The sequence below is a fragment of the Agreia sp. VKM Ac-1783 genome (genome assembly GCF_900177765.1).
GTDB lineage: Bacteria > Actinomycetota > Actinomycetes > Actinomycetales > Microbacteriaceae > Agreia.
The window spans coordinates 215,526-229,786 of the sequence record NZ_FXWI01000004.1 but is presented as its reverse complement, the minus strand read 5'-3'; the positions used below and the strand labels follow the sequence as shown (position 1 = coordinate 229,786).

13 protein-coding genes are annotated in these 14,261 nt (G+C 64.7%); 8 read left to right on the top strand and 5 right to left on the bottom strand.

Going from position 1 to position 14,261, the window contains the following annotated elements:
* Nucleotides 1-229 precede the first annotated feature (229 nt).
* The gene (locus CCK87_RS15215) at nucleotides 230-1,222 is read right to left on the bottom strand and encodes a LacI family DNA-binding transcriptional regulator (protein ID WP_283160439.1); all 993 of its coding nucleotides are present in this window, start codon (nucleotides 1,220-1,222) and stop codon (nucleotides 230-232) included.
* Between the two features lie 154 nt (nucleotides 1,223-1,376).
* Here CCK87_RS15215 and CCK87_RS15210 point away from each other — a divergent pair, with 154 nt between their 5' ends.
* The 4 genes from CCK87_RS15210 (at nucleotide 1,377) to CCK87_RS15195 (ending at nucleotide 7,138) form a co-directional block, all read left to right on the top strand.
* The gene (locus CCK87_RS15210) at nucleotides 1,377-2,678 is read left to right on the top strand and encodes an extracellular solute-binding protein (protein ID WP_086462261.1); all 1,302 of its coding nucleotides are present in this window, start codon (nucleotides 1,377-1,379) and stop codon (nucleotides 2,676-2,678) included.
* Nucleotides 2,679-2,751: 73 nt separating this feature from the next.
* Complete coding sequence (locus tag CCK87_RS15205) at nucleotides 2,752-3,639, top strand: sugar ABC transporter permease (protein ID WP_086462260.1); 888 nt, start codon at nucleotides 2,752-2,754, stop codon at nucleotides 3,637-3,639.
* Nucleotides 3,636-4,523: a carbohydrate ABC transporter permease gene (locus CCK87_RS15200; protein ID WP_086462259.1), complete on the top strand. Its 888-nt coding sequence runs from the start codon at nucleotides 3,636-3,638 to the stop codon at nucleotides 4,521-4,523. Before CCK87_RS15205 ends, CCK87_RS15200 begins: the two co-directional genes overlap by 4 nt.
* 143 nt (nucleotides 4,524-4,666) lie before the next feature.
* Complete coding sequence (locus tag CCK87_RS15195; protein ID WP_249273926.1) at nucleotides 4,667-7,138, top strand: alpha-L-rhamnosidase; 2,472 nt, start codon at nucleotides 4,667-4,669, stop codon at nucleotides 7,136-7,138.
* 32 nt (nucleotides 7,139-7,170) lie between these two features.
* Here the strand turns inward: CCK87_RS15195 and CCK87_RS15190 are convergent, their stop codons facing one another.
* From CCK87_RS15190 to CCK87_RS15175, 4 genes are all read right to left on the bottom strand, one after another.
* Nucleotides 7,171-8,403, bottom strand: coding sequence for a glycosyltransferase (locus CCK87_RS15190; protein ID WP_086462257.1), 1,233 nt, complete (start codon nucleotides 8,401-8,403; stop codon nucleotides 7,171-7,173).
* Between the two features lie 161 nt (nucleotides 8,404-8,564).
* On the bottom strand, nucleotides 8,565-9,017 hold the full coding sequence (locus CCK87_RS15185) for an HTH domain-containing protein (protein ID WP_140162887.1): 453 nt from the start codon (nucleotides 9,015-9,017) through the stop codon (nucleotides 8,565-8,567).
* Between the two features lie 47 nt (nucleotides 9,018-9,064).
* The gene (locus tag CCK87_RS15180; protein WP_086462255.1) at nucleotides 9,065-10,039 is read right to left on the bottom strand and encodes an SDR family NAD(P)-dependent oxidoreductase; all 975 of its coding nucleotides are present in this window, start codon (nucleotides 10,037-10,039) and stop codon (nucleotides 9,065-9,067) included.
* A gap of 20 nt (nucleotides 10,040-10,059) precedes the next feature.
* Complete coding sequence (locus CCK87_RS15175; protein ID WP_086462254.1) at nucleotides 10,060-10,986, bottom strand: TIGR01777 family oxidoreductase; 927 nt, start codon at nucleotides 10,984-10,986, stop codon at nucleotides 10,060-10,062.
* An 84-nt stretch (nucleotides 10,987-11,070) separates the two neighbouring features.
* On the opposite strand from CCK87_RS15175, the gene CCK87_RS15170 reads away from it, so the two are divergent.
* From CCK87_RS15170 to CCK87_RS15155, 4 genes are all read left to right on the top strand, one after another.
* Nucleotides 11,071-11,541, top strand: a complete 471-nt coding sequence (locus CCK87_RS15170; RefSeq protein WP_085483407.1) for a MarR family winged helix-turn-helix transcriptional regulator — start codon at nucleotides 11,071-11,073, stop codon at nucleotides 11,539-11,541.
* A gap of 9 nt (nucleotides 11,542-11,550) precedes the next feature.
* On the top strand, nucleotides 11,551-12,096 hold the full coding sequence (locus CCK87_RS15165) for a thioesterase family protein (RefSeq protein WP_170927314.1): 546 nt from the start codon (nucleotides 11,551-11,553) through the stop codon (nucleotides 12,094-12,096).
* A 147-nt stretch (nucleotides 12,097-12,243) separates the two neighbouring features.
* The gene (locus CCK87_RS15160) at nucleotides 12,244-12,600 is read left to right on the top strand and encodes a UBP-type zinc finger domain-containing protein (protein ID WP_086462252.1); all 357 of its coding nucleotides are present in this window, start codon (nucleotides 12,244-12,246) and stop codon (nucleotides 12,598-12,600) included.
* A gap of 62 nt (nucleotides 12,601-12,662) precedes the next feature.
* Nucleotides 12,663-14,255, top strand: coding sequence for a Na+/H+ antiporter (locus tag CCK87_RS15155; RefSeq protein ID WP_086462251.1), 1,593 nt, complete (start codon nucleotides 12,663-12,665; stop codon nucleotides 14,253-14,255).
* The last annotated feature ends 6 nt before the right edge of the window (nucleotides 14,256-14,261 follow it).

Sequence of the window (14,261 nt, the reverse complement as noted above, 5' to 3'; positions counted from 1 at the left end):
TGAGCTGTTGAAGCGCTACATTTCTGCCCGGCTTGACCGCGACAGCCTCGGCAGGCTCGATTCGGGCTACGGACAGCGTTTTGGCATCGTCATGTCGATTACGCGAAGCAGCGCCACACGATCGACGACAGTGGACGCCGGTATGAGTAGCCCTTCCGATCGGTCCGGAAAGCACGCCGGGACTGAACTCAGTCGGCACTCCGGCTTCCTGCGCGCAGTCGAGTCACTGTCAGGTGCGTTGTGTGCTCGCCCGCACCACGAGCGTGGGCTCAAGCACCGAATGCGCGTGCTCGTGGCCTTCGGGATCGCGGATCTCCTCGAGAAGCAGTGCCATTGCCACGGCGCCGATCTGCTCGCCGGGCTGGGCGATGGTGGTGATAGGAACGAGACTCTCCCACGCGGCGCGGTTGTTGTCGTACCCCGTGATCGCAATGTCCTCCGGTATGCGGATGGACGGGTCGGATCCCAAGATCTGCACCAGACCCAGCGCGAGCAGGTCAGCCGCGGCGATGATTCCATCGGGACGCTCTGATGTGGGACGGGATGCGATGTCGAACCCCAGAGTGCGCCCATTCTCGGCCTGTACCTCGGGTGTGCGGATGACCTCGAGGCTTGCGTCGACCACTTCGCGCACCGCACGTTCGACACCTCGAAGACGGTCGGCGATCGGCACGGCCTGAGCAGGGTCTCCGGCAAACAGGAGTCGCCGACGGCCGATGGCGAGCAGGTGGGTCGCAGCGAGGTAACCCCCATGCTCATTGTCGACGCTCACCGTGCAGGCGCCTTCGATGGCGGCGTCATTCAGGAAGACCAGAGGCGTTCCGTTTCGACCGGTCAGCAGTGAGCTATCTGCCCCCGGCAGGGGCGCGAGAAGAATGCCCGCCATGCGCTCCTGCCGGAACAGGTCGAGGTTCGATGCCTGTTTCGACCGGCGCATGTCGGTATTGGCGAGCACCACGTTGATCGACGATTCCGCCGCAACACTTTCAGCCCCGCGGGCCATGTCGACGAAGAATGAGTTGCTGAGGTCGGCGATGACGACGCCGATGGTATTGCTCGTGCCTGCCGCGAGGGCGCGGGCAGCACGGTTAGGAACGAAGCCGAGCTCAGATATCGCGCGTTGCACTTTCTCGATAGTGGAGCGCGAGACCTTTTGAGGTCGGTTGATGACATTCGAGACCGTGCCGAGAGCGACACCGGCCCTTTTGGCGACGTCCTCCATTCGCGCTGCGGACGGCGCTGGGGGAGTTCTCTCTGAAACAGACATGATGTCGAACCATTATGCGGGAGCAGCGATATCGCGAGTTGACGTTCTGACAAAGTCGTCGGTATATTGTGAAGCGCTTCAATTACATTCCAGGTTCAAGGAGGAACCCATGTTCCACAGCACATCTCGCGCTCGTCGCACCGTATTGACGGCGGCTGCGGCTGCCGTCGTCGCCATAGGCCTCGCGGCCTGTTCGTCGGGTGGATCGGGTGCAGGCAGCTCGGCGAAAGAGTTCACCTTTCTCGCCATCAACGAAAACAGCACCATCCCCACGGTCCTGACCTCGCTCAGCGAGAACGAGTGCGCCGCCGAGAACAAGGCGCTTCCGTTGAAGATCAACAAGCAGGCGCAGGCCTCGCTCGACCAGCAGCTTCAGCTGCTGGGTGGCCAGAATGCGCTTCCGTCGGCCTTCGTGTCGCCGAACTCGCCCGACCTGCTCAAAGAGCTCGACAGTGCCGGCAAGGTGACCGACTTCACGGGCACGGACGTCGAGAAGTCGATCGTGCCGGTGGCTCTGTCCGGAGTTCACACACTGTATGACGACAAGACTCTTGTGCTGCCCACCGAGTTGAATATCGAGGGCATCTGGTACAACAAGGCGCTGCTCGAAAAAGCCGGCGTCTCCGAGCCGACCTCCTGGGAATCTCTTAAGGACTCCTTCGCCACGTTGGATTCCGCCGGTGTTCAGCCCATCTCCGCCGCAGGCAAGGGCGGCGACGGATGGGGTGTCACTCGCTGGGTGGGCGCCTACATCTACCGCACCCTCGGCCCCGACGCGCTGAAGAAGATCTCTGACGGATCTGCCAAGCTGACCGACCCGGAGTACGCCGACGCCGCGAACGTCGTTGCTGAGCTCGGTTCATCCGGTTACTTCGGTCCTTCGCCGAGTTCCATCGACTACGCCACGGCGCTGAACCAGTTCCTCACCGGCCAGGCGGCCTATTACTACATGGGCTCATGGGCAGTCTCTGCATTCAATGACCCGGAGCAGAACAAGATCGGAGCCGACAACATCGGCTTCTTGCCTTTCCCCGCAGTCAGTGGCGGCAAGGGCTCGGCAGACCAGACCCCGGCCAACGTGGGTACCGACATCGCCTTCTCGAAGTCGGCTTACGACGGCGACGAGAAGGTCAAGTCGTGGGCAAGCTGTATCGCCGCGAACTACGGTGCTGCGGCACTTCGTGAGGGTCAGATCACTGGTTTCGCAGTCAACGGTGACGTCGAGGTGCCACCTCTGACTCAGCTGGTCCAGACCGAGATCGCCGATTCCGGTGAGACGGTCCAGTGGTTCGAGGCCCTCTTCGGTCCGGCTGCCACCACGGCAAGCCAGACCAACGGCGGCCCGCTGGGGTCCGGCCAGCTTTCGGGCTCCGACTTCATGAACACCGTTCAGTCGTCGATCACTAACTGATCTCCACCTTCATCCGATCGAGCCGTGGGCGGGTCGACCCCGCCCACGGCTTTTCACATTTCTCGAGGCTGACATGAAATCCGTACTCAGCGACAAGCGCGCAATCGGGGTCCTGCTCGGGCCGGCGCTGCTCGTCTACACCCTGGTCATGCTGCTGCCAATGCTGTGGTCGCTGGGCTACACCTTCTTCACGGGAAGCGTTCTCGGCGGATTCGAGTTCGCGGGGTTCGCGAACTTCGCACGGTTCTGGAACGACCCGAATTCCGGCCCAGCCGTGCTCTTCACCATCAAATATGCGCTGGTAGTGACCGTCGGCCAGATCGTCTTCGGCTATCTCTTGGCGTTGCTCTACACCTTCTTTCTCAAACGGGCGTCGAACGTCGTGCGCACCCTGGTGTTTTTCCCGGTGGTACTGCCCACCGTGGCTGTCTCGCTGCTCTTCCAGAAGATGTTCGAGTTCGCGCCCCAGACGGGACTCGTCAACTCAGTTCTGAACGGACTCGGCATGGAGTCCGTCGACTGGCTGGGCAATCCAGGAACCGCATTCGTGGTGATCGCGATCATGGACATCTGGCGCGCCATGGGCTTCTACGGCGTGCTCCTCTATACCGGGGTGATCGACATCCCCGACGACGTCATGGAGGCGGCACGGCTAGACGGCGCCGGCACCTTCAGCCTCATACGCCGCATAGTGATCCCGCTCTCTTGGCCCGTGATCATCGCGGCCGGCATCTTCAGTATCAACGGCACGCTCAAGGTCTTCGACTCCATCTACGCACTGACAGGTGGCGGCCCGGGCTCCGCTACGACACCGCTGACTCTCTACATGTACCGCACCGCGTTCGCCGGGGGTGACTACGGGTACGGCTCAACAATCGCCCTCATGCTCACGATCATGTGCCTGCTCGTCACGGTCGCCATCTTCCGCTCCACCGCGCGCAACTCTAAGGAGTTCTCATGACGAACACCGCAACCGCGTCCCCCCGGCCGTTGCAGACCGTGCGGCGTCGGCGCAGCACAAGGTCTGTGCTCGGCAAGATCCCAGGCTGGATCGTCGTGGCAGTTCTGCTGATCGTCTTCGTGTACCCGCTCGTCTGGCTGGTGCTTGGCTCGCTGAAAACGCAAGATGAATTCCTGAACAACCCGACATGGGCTTTGCCGGAGAACTGGTTCAACTTCTCCAATTACTCCATCGCGTGGGAGTCCACGGCGCACTATCTGCTCAATTCAGTGATCGCCGTCTTCCCCTCTCTTGCGATCTGCCTCCTCATCGGAACCGCCGCCGGATTCGCGCTCGAGATCATGGTCTTCAAAGGCCGCAACACCCTGCTGCTCGTGTTCCTCGTGGGCATCATGATCCCGGGTCAGATGATCCTGCTGCCACTGTTTTCCGTGTACTTCAACCTCGGCCTCAGCTCCACGCTCTGGCCGCTCATCATCACCTATACGGCCACGGCGCTGCCCTTGACCGTGTTCATGATGGCGACGTATTTCCGCAACATCCCGCGGGAGATCTTCGAGGCCTCGACGATCGACGGTGCGAGCACGCTGAAGTCGTTCTTCTTCATCGCTTTGCCGATGATGCGAAACGCGATCTTCACCATCGCGCTGGTGCAGTTCTTCTTTCTCTGGAACGACCTGCTGATCGCGCTCACGTTCACCACTGACGACAGTCTGCGGACCGTGCAGGTGGGCTTGCTCAACTTCACGGGACAGTTCGGGGTCGTCGATTACGGGCCGACTTTCGCGGCGATCTGTATCAACGTCTTCATCATTCTGGCTCTGTACCTCGTGCTCAACCAACGCGTCATGCGCGGGCTCGCAGCCGGTGCGGTGAAGGGATGAGCCCGGCCGATATCCTTGCCCCTCGCCCCGTCAGTGTCCGGTTTGAGCATCACGCCAACGGTCGACTCGGAATCGGCGAGCCTAGACCGCGCCTGTCGTGGAACTACGCCACAGCCCCCGAGGGATTTCGGCAGTCCGGCGCGGTGATCGAAGTCACAGTCGATATCCCCGGCCGCGATTCGGAATTAACCGCGTACACGATCGACGGCGACGGGCAGATCCTCGTCGATTGGCCTGGCCGCACTCTCTCGTCTCGCGAGCGAGTGCACGTACGGGTGGCCGGTATTTCCGAGTTCGGCACGAGCGAGTGGAGTGAACGCGCGACTGTCGAGTTGGGACTGCTCGACGACGACGACTGGTCTGGTCGCTTCGTGGGTCCCGGATGGCCAGAAGACCGCGAGACCGATCGCCGCCCGGGGCGGGTTCGTGCCGAATTCACCGCACCCGATGATGTCGTGCGAGCCCGTCTCTACTTGACCGCCCACGGACTTGCTCAGGCTGAGGTCAACGGGCGCCGAGTCGGCGACGAGGAACTCACGCCCGGCTGGACCAGCTATCAGCACCGTTTGCGCTACGCGACGTTCGATCTCGATCAGCACATCACGCCTGGGCTCAACGCCATCGGAATCTGGCTGTCAGACGGATGGTGGCGCGATCGCATCGGCTTCGAAGGTGGATCACGAAACGTCTACGGGGACGATCAGTCTGTGCTTGCCCAGATCGAGCTGACCCGGGCGGACGGGCGACGTACCGTCATCGCCAGTGATGGCACGTGGACAGCCGGTTTCGGCCCGATAGTGTTTTCGAGCATCTACGACGGGGAGCACGTCGATCTTCGCGATGACGATCAGAGTTGGTCTGCGCCAGGCTGGGCCGATCCGTCATGGAGCGACGTAGTCTTGCGCGACCGTGGCTCGGCCAGGCTGGTCGCGCCCACCGGTCCGCCCGTCCGCTGCACCAGCGAACTTGCGCCCGTGAGTATCGAGACCAAGGGTTCGGGGCGCTGGATCATCGACTTCGGGCAGAATCACTCGGGTCGTTTGCGTATCACCGGCCACTCTGCCAACGGCAGCACCATCGTGCTGCGGCATGCCGAGCTTCTCGAGGACGGAGAGCTCTATACGCGCACGCTGCGTCAGGCGAAGGCGACCGACACAGTCGAGCTTCCGCCGGGCGACTTCTCATGGGAACCGCGGTTTGCCATCCACGGTTATCGATATGCCGAGATCAGCGGATGGGAAGGTGAGCTCTCGGGTGACGGCGTAGTCTCCCGGGTTCTCCACACCGACATGGAGCGGGCAGGCTGGTTCGAGAGCTCGAACACCGAGGTCAACCGACTGCACGAGAACATCCTCTGGAGCATGCGGTCGAACTTCGTGGACATACCGATGGACTGCCCACAACGTGACGAGCGGCTCGGCTGGACGGGCGACATCCAGGTGTTCGCGCCCACGGCATCCTTTCTCTACTCGGTCACCGGAATGCTCTCATCGTGGCTGGAGGACGTCGCGGTCGAGCAGACCGATCGCGGTACTGTGCCGTTCTACGTGCCGTACCTTCCGCTGGGCAGCTGGCAGGACGCGCCCGTCGACCCGGTGGCCGTGTGGGGCGATGTCGCGGTACTCACTCCCGGCGTTCTGCATGAGCGCACCGCCGACACGGAGTTGCTCCGCCGGCAGTACCCGAGCGCTAAGGCGTGGGTCGACGAGGTGCACGCTCGCGCCGGTGACGACCTGATCTGCGCGGGCACGATGCAGCTCGGAGACTGGCTCGACCCGGCGGCCCCAGCGGACGAGCCGGAACTCGCCACGACGGACCCGTACCTGGTCGCGACGGCATATTTCGCTCAGTCCGCCCGGCGGTTGGCGCTGACCGCCGAGATCATCGGTGAGTCCGAGGATGCGCAGTTCTACGGCGACCTCGCCTCTGCGGTCGCTTCGGCTTACGCAGACCGTTTCCTCAGCGCCGACGGCAGGGTGCAGGGAGACTCTCAGGCTGCCTACGCACTCACAACGGCGTTCCACCTATGGCCGACCCAGGAGTTGCAACGAGTCGGCACCGCCCGCCTCGCAGCGCTGGTCAACGAGGCGGGGGGTCGGGTGGAGACCGGATTCGCGGGCACGCCCGTCATCTCTGACGCGCTCACGCTCGGAGGGCAAGACGAGGCGGCGTACCGGCTTCTGCTCTCTGACGAATGCCCGTCGTGGCTGTACATGGTCAGGATGGGCGCCACCACTATCTGGGAACGCTGGGACAGCATGCTTCCGGACGGCACCGTCAATCCGGGCGACATGACCTCGTTCAACCATTACGCCCTCGGCTCGGTCGGCGACTGGTTACACCGTGTCGTGGGAGGGCTGTCGCCCGAATCGTCCGGCTATCGCCGCATCCGATTCGCCCCGCGACCCGGCGGTGGGCTCACCTCGGCGAGCGCGCGGCATGTGACGCCGTATGGCGAGGCGTCGATCGAATGGCGCGTGGTGGGCACCCAGCTGCACGTCGCCTGTCTCGTACCGGTAGGCACGTCGGCGGTTCTGGATATCGTGGGCCACGACACGGTGGAGCTTGCCCACGGGCAGCACGCGATCGCGTTCGCCCTGCCGGATGTCGCCTGACGCGCCATCCGATGGCAGGGTGTCCGTCGGCCCTACGGCTGCATGGTTTCTGTCACTTCGAACGCTGGGCTCTGATGGCCAGAAGAGGTCGGGAGCCCCTCGATGGCCGTCATGACCTCCCCGACGGTCGGCAGTGAACTCAGCTGCCCTCCGATTGCCCGAGCGGCCGAGCGGTATCCCGGTGTCGACAGGATGTGCCGCGCGGTGGTTCGGATCTCAGTCGGCGTTGCGGTTTCCGCGATCAACACGGCCCCCGCCCCGGCGGCCTCGATGAAATCGCCGTTGGGCACCTGATCCGCGTCGAGCGGGAGAACGACCATCGGAACGCCGGCGTGCAGCGCCCCGACGACAGAGCCGGACCCGCCATGATTCACGACGAGGTCGGCATGCTGCATGAGTTCGGCCTGGGGAACGTACTGCTCGACACGTATCCTGCTCGGCCCATGCCGCTCGCCGGGTTCGATCGTGCCCGGGTCGACCCAGGGGCCCGTGGTGACCAGAATTCGAGCGGGCAGCTCGGCGACCGCCTGGAGAAGGCGACTGAACAGGTCGCCGGAACTCGTGTTGAACTCGGTGCCGAGGGTGACGTAGATGCGAAGGGTCTCGTCGCCGTCACGAAACCACTCGGCCGCGGGATGCGGTGTCGTGGTCTCGAGGGGCGTGGGTCGCAGTCGCATGACGGGGCCTTGGAAGTCGGTGTCGGGGCGCATCGAGGCGGTGGCAGGCACCACGGTCAGCGCTCCATCCAGCATGGCCAGATGCGGGTCGGGTGCGAGCCCCGCCGCGAAGCGAAGCTGCTGGATCGGTACTCGGATGGAGTCTTTCCACGAGTTGCTCGCGGTGGCGAAAGCAGTCACCACGACGCACGGCACCCCGGCCTCCTCTGCGGCCGTCATCGCTCCGAAGTCGAATTCGCTGCACACGAGGATGTCGGCGGCCCAGTCGGTCAGGAGCTGGTGCACGTCGATCAGAGCGCCGTACGCGGCCGTACCCAGAAACACCTCTTCCACTTTCTGCAGCACGCGCTTCGAATCGAACGACCGCATCGCGCCGGTGCCGTCGGTGCTCGATGGCAGCTGGATGTCTCGGGGGCAGAGTCGGGTGAACCCCGTCTGCTCGAGAACGGGTTCTCGAGCGCCGATCAGGGCGGTGCGATGTCCGGCCGCTTCGGCCTGTCGCGCGATCGGCAGCAGGGGAGCGAGGTGACCCCTGCCGCGGGGAAACGAGAAAACGATGTGCAGGGGCCGACCCGGGGATGTCGTCATCGCCTGCGCTCCAATCTGGCCGCGGATGTCGAAAGCGCGCGCATTCGATTTTCATCAGACGATCGTCTGTCTAATCGCCTAGCACCATCATGTCGTGTCCCGCGGAATCTGTCGATTCGACAGCTGACGACCTCACGGAGACACGGTGACGTGCTGGTTCCCTACTCCGAACGGCGAACGGCGCGGTTGAGAGCGCTCAGAAGATATGAGGCTCGAATGGCGATCGCGTACTTCTTCTCATCCGGGATAGATCGCGGGTCTGTGAGCGCCGCGGCCACGTCACGTGCGTCGAGGCCGGCAAGTGCGGCGATGTTCTGAGGCGTGAGTCGGAGTTCGATCGTGAGGGCCTCGAGAATCCCCGTGAGTCGATCGTCGTCGGGGATCGTCATCCCCTCGGTCAGTTGTGCCGCGAGAATCGACAGTCGCGCGCTCTCTTCGTCGGAGAACGCCAGCGGAGTCGTCGTGAGCCCGATCTCCGACTGGCCGACCGAGAGGAAAGCTCGAAGCGCATCCAGGGTCATTCCGGTGAGGGAGTGAAGAGAGCGGTCGGTAATGGCCCCTTCTGCGAGGAGTCGCCTCAACCCTGCTGGCGCATCAAAAGCCTCGGCTGCCATGGTGGTCCTCCCGGGTCGCTAGGAGTGTACGTCGCCAGATCGAGAAGTTATGCGAACGCGTTCACGCCCGTGAGCTCGGCCGACAACGCCCACAGCTTGGCAGCGGCGTCGGGATCGATCGCATGCGCATCCACCCCGGCGAAGCGGGCCGTCGGGCTGCCCGCGACGGTGGGCTCCGCGATATCGCAGTCCTCGCAGTACACGCCGCCCATTCCCACAAGCTGCGGTGACGTGGCCGCCCACGTCGAGGTGGCCGCGCCCTGCGCCGGCGTCTTGAAGCGCTCGTTCACGGTGCCGTCCTCCGTGATCCACCCCGAGGCGATCATCTCCTCGCGAGGCAGGTGGCGCTGCAGCTCAGTCATGATGCCGCCCGGGTGCGCCGCGAACGCTCGGACGCCGTGCGACTGACCCAGCGCATCCAGCTGAACGGCGAACAGGCTGTCGGCCGTCTTCGCTTGGCCGTAGGCCTGCCACTTGTCGTAGCCCGAGGTGAACTGCGGGTCGTCGAAACGCATGGAGCTGAGCTTGTGCCCGGTCGACGACAGGGCCACCACGCGGGCGCCTCCGTCAGCGACGAGCGCGGGCCACAGCAGGTTCGTGAGCACATAGTGGCCGAGGTGGTTGGTCGCGAACTGCGACTCCCAGCCGTCGCCGACGCGCGCCTCGGGCGACGCCATGATCGCCGCGTTGTTGATAAGGATGTCGAGGCTTCGCCCCGATGCCACGAAGCGCTCCGCGAAGGCGCGCACGCTCGCAAGATCCGAGAGATCGAGCGTGTCGACCTCGACCTCGGAGAGGCCGCGCGCATCCAGGGCCTGCCGCGCCACATCGGGGCGGCGAGCCGGCACGACGACGTGTGCACCGGCATCCGACAGCGCAGCGACCGTCTCGATGCCGAGCCCGGAGTACCCGCCCGTGACGATGGCCGTCTTGCCCGCCAGATCGATGCCCTCCAGCACGTCGCTCGCCGTGGAATGGTCGGTGAATCCGGAGGGAAGCGCGTGCTGGGGTGTGGTTGTCATTGATCAAGCGTACGTCTGGATCACATATGCGCGCCCTCAGAGGGCGGCCGCGGATCGAACATCGCGAGGGCGGCTCCGACCGAGTCGTGAGTGAAGCGGAACCCGCTCTTCATGAGCTGATCGGGGAGCATTCGTTGGCTGCTCAACAGCAGTTCGTCTGCTGCGTCGCGCAGGGGGAGACGCAGTAGCCACGTGGGCAAGGCGAAGAGATGTGGGCGGCGCAGCACGCGAGCGAGCCCACGGGTTATCTGCTCACTCGTGGCGGGTGTCGGGCCGACGAGGTTCACGGCGCCATGGACGTCTTCCGAAGCCAGATGCTGGATAGCGCGCACCTCGTCGACGAGCGAGATCCACGGCCACCACTGCTGGCCCGAGCCGAGTCTCGAGCCGAGGCCTGCGAGGGTGAGAGGAACGAGGGGTGCCGCGGCTCCGCCTCCCTTGGCGAGAACGATTCCCGTGCGCAGGAGCACAGTGCGAGTGAACGCGGCCGCTCGCTGGGCTTCGGCCTCCCATCGAGCCGTGACATCTGCGAGGAATCCCGTTCCTCGCACAGCGTTTTCACTGAGCGCGTCGTCGCCACGGTCACCGTAGAAGCCCGATGCGGAGGCGTTCAGGAAAGCCGACGGCGGTGTGGGTGAGGCCGTGATCGCGTCCACGAGCGTGGCTGTCGCATCCAGACGTGATTCGAGGATCCGAGTCCTCCTCCCTGCCGTCCAGGGCAGTTGAGAGATGCTGGAGCCTGCCAGGTTGATCACCACATCGATACCGTCGAGAGCGCCGGGAGCCAGCTGACGGCGCTCCGGCTGCCACTGCGTCTCCACCGGTGAGATCGGTTCGCGGCGAACGAGCCGGCGCACGTCGTGCCCGTCGGACGCGAGCGCCGCAGTGAGCGCCGTGCCGATGAAGCCCGAGGCTCCCGCGAGCAGAATGGTTCTCGATTCATTCATGACAGTTCTCGTCTCTCTAGTCCAATATTGGACTACTTGCCGATACGCTACTCTTTTGTTCAGGATTGGACAAGATGGGGAGAAATGACTGAGAACTGGCTGACCCCTGCTGAGGCCGGGCTGTGGCGCCAGTGGGTCGATGTGCAGTGGAAGCTCGAGCGGCGTCTTGGCGAGCAGTTGCGTCCGTTCGGGTTGACGCACGGTGAGTACGCCATCCTGAGCATTCTCGAGGCGAACGGACCAACCGGTTGCCGCATGACCCGGCTCGGCGAACTCACGCAGAATCCCAAGACGAGGCTCACGCAACAGGTGCGCAGACTCGAGCAAGCGCATCTGGTCTCGCGCGCAGCCGTCGAAGAGGACGCGCGGGGCGTTCGTGTCGTGCTCACAGATGAGGGCCGACGTGTGCTGGCCGCCGCAGCGCCGGGTCACTCTCACGTCGTGAGAGAACTCGTCGTCGGGCACATCGGTGAGGAGGATGCTCGTGTGTTTGCGCGTGTGCTGCGCGACATCGAAAATCGACTCGATGCACAAGGACAGGCGGCCGGTAGCTAGATTCGGGGGATGCACCTCTTCTTCCGAACGGTCTGGTACCAGTGGCGCGCCCGGTCGAGGCGTCGCGTGGGAACGTTCGACGTGGCATCCACGCCCTTCCGCGTACTGCCCTCCGACCTCGACGTCTTCAGGCACATGAACAACGGGGTCTACCTGTCGATCCTCGACCTCGGACGGCTCGACATGCTCGTGCGCAGCGGCATCTGGTCGATCGTCAACAAGCGTGGCTGGTACCCCGTCGTCGTCGCCGAGACGATCAGCTTTCGCAAGTCGCTCACTCTCTGGCAGCGCTTCGACGTGGAGTCTCGCGTGCTCGGCTTCGACGAGAAGGCCGTCTACGTCGAGCAGCGCTTCACGGTCGACGGCGAGATCTACGCGCACGCGTTCATCCGCGGGCGCTTTCTGAAGCGCAGTGGCGGCATCGTGCCGATGCCCGAGCTTCTGGATGCCGTGGGCCCGATTCCCGAGACCGTCACGGTTCCCGAGTGGCTGCATGAGTGGGGCCAGACCACGGCGCTGCCCGCGACGAAGGCTCCCGCGCCCTCCGAGTGGTGACGCTTGCACCAGCAGGTACCGCTGCGGACAAGAGGTAGTGGCACACCTGTACCGACTGTCCGCAAGGGGGACAGCCGCGAGGAAGCGTCTCGCCACTATTCTGGGTGGCACATCGCATGAGCTTCGCCAGGGAGAACGGGGAGAACTATGAGCACGATTCCAGGAATCGATCCGTTTGTGCCGCCGAGCGGCACCGGCTGCGTCGAGTGTCTCGAGACCGACGATCAGTGGTGGTTCCATCTGCGCCGCTGCGCCCAGTGCGGGCACGTCGGCTGCTGCGACAGCTCGCCGAACCAGCACGCGTCGAAGCACGGAGCCTCGACGGGGCATCCGATCATCCAGAGCTTCGAGCCCGGTGAGGACTGGGTGTGGAGCTTCGAGACCGAGCAGTACTACGACGGAGCGCCGCAGCTTGCAGCACCCGACAGCCACCCGGCCAATCAGCCCGTTCCTGGGCCCGCGGGGCGCGTGCCCGCCAACTGGCAGGAATTGTTGAACCAGTAGAACGGTTCATGATCTCGATACGGCCGCGGGCGGCCTACTCGATCAACGCGTAGGGGGGGCACATGCAGGACTCGGTTGTCGCGATCATCTGGATCGTGTCCTTCGTTGTCGTCACCGTCGCGGTCAGCGGGCTGACGAGGCGCATCGGCTGGTCGGCTCCCGTGTCGCTCGTGCTGGTCGGGGCGGTGGCCTCGTTCATCCCCGGCGTGCCGCATCTCGAGATCGAACCCGATCTGATCCTCTACGGACTGCTGCCCCCGCTGCTCTTCGCGGCGGCCATCCGCACGTCGTTCGTCGACGTGCGCGCCCGGCGCGACGGCATCCTGCTTCTGTCGGTCGGCCTCGTGGCCTTCACCGTGGTGGTCGTGGGCTTCGCCGCGTGGCTCGTCATTCCGGCGATCACGCTGGCCGCCGCATTCGCGTTCGGCGCGGTCGTCGCTCCGACGGATGCCGTGGCCGTGACGGCCGTGGCCGGTCGCCTCGGTCTGCCCCGACGACTCGTGACCGTGCTCGAGGGCGAGAGTCTGCTGAACGACGCCACCGCCCTGGTCGCCCTCAACGCGGCCATCCTCGCGATGGTCAGCATCATCAATCCGTGGATGGTCGCGGCCGATTTCGTGATCGCCGTGGTCGTCGGGGTTGCGGTGGGCCTGGGCGTCGGGTGGGTGCTCTCGAAGATCCGGCAGCAGCTGCGTGCCCCCGTGCTCGACACCAGCCTGTCGCTGGTCACGCCCTATCTCGCGTTCATTCCCGCGCAGCTGTTCCACGGCTCGGGCGTTCTGGCGGTCGTCGTCGCGGGCCTCTTCCTCGGGTACCGATCCCCGATCATCCAGACCGCCGAAGCCCGCATCGCCGAGTCGATCAACTGGCGCACGATCCAGTTCCTGCTCGAGAACGCCGTCTTCCTTCTTATGGGCCTCGCACTCGCCGAGATCTTCGACGGCGTCGTCGACTCGGGCCCGGGCCTCTGGACGACCGTCGGCATCTCAGCGGTTATTCTGCTCGCGCTCGTCGTCTCGCGGGTGGTCTGGATGCTCATCACCACGTCGGTCTATCGCTTCGGCCCCCAATGGTTGCGGGGCCGCGGATGGAGCTGGCGCACCGGGATCGCGGTCTCGTTCGCCGGCATCCGGGGAGTGGTGACGTTGGCGGCCGCGTTCCTGCTGCCCGAGGAGACGCCGAACAGGGAGTTCTTGCAGTTCTTGGCGTTCGTCGTGGTCGCGGGAACGCTGGTCGAGGGGCTGGCGCTGCCCTGGATTATTCGAAAGCTCCGTCTGCCCCCGCCCGATGTGGATCAGGAGCGCGGTGAGACGCAGCGGCTGATGGCCGAGGCGCAGACCGCGGGCCTCGATCTGCTCGAGCAGCAGGAACTCGACGGGGTCGAGCCCGGCGTGGTCGAGCGGCTGCGCACGAACGCTCGATTCCTCGCCGAAGCTCTCGAGAATCCTCCCGAGGCCGACCACGAGACCCGCCCCGCGTCGTACAACAGACTGCGCCGCATGATGGTGCAGGCCGAGCGGCAGGCTGTGCTCGACGCCCGATCCGAGGGCCGCTATCAGGAGCGCGCGGTCAAGACGACTCTCGCGTTCATCGACGCGGAGGAGTCCGCGCTCGACATGCACAAGCCGCCGAAGCCGGGCGAAAACCTCACCTGATGTCCG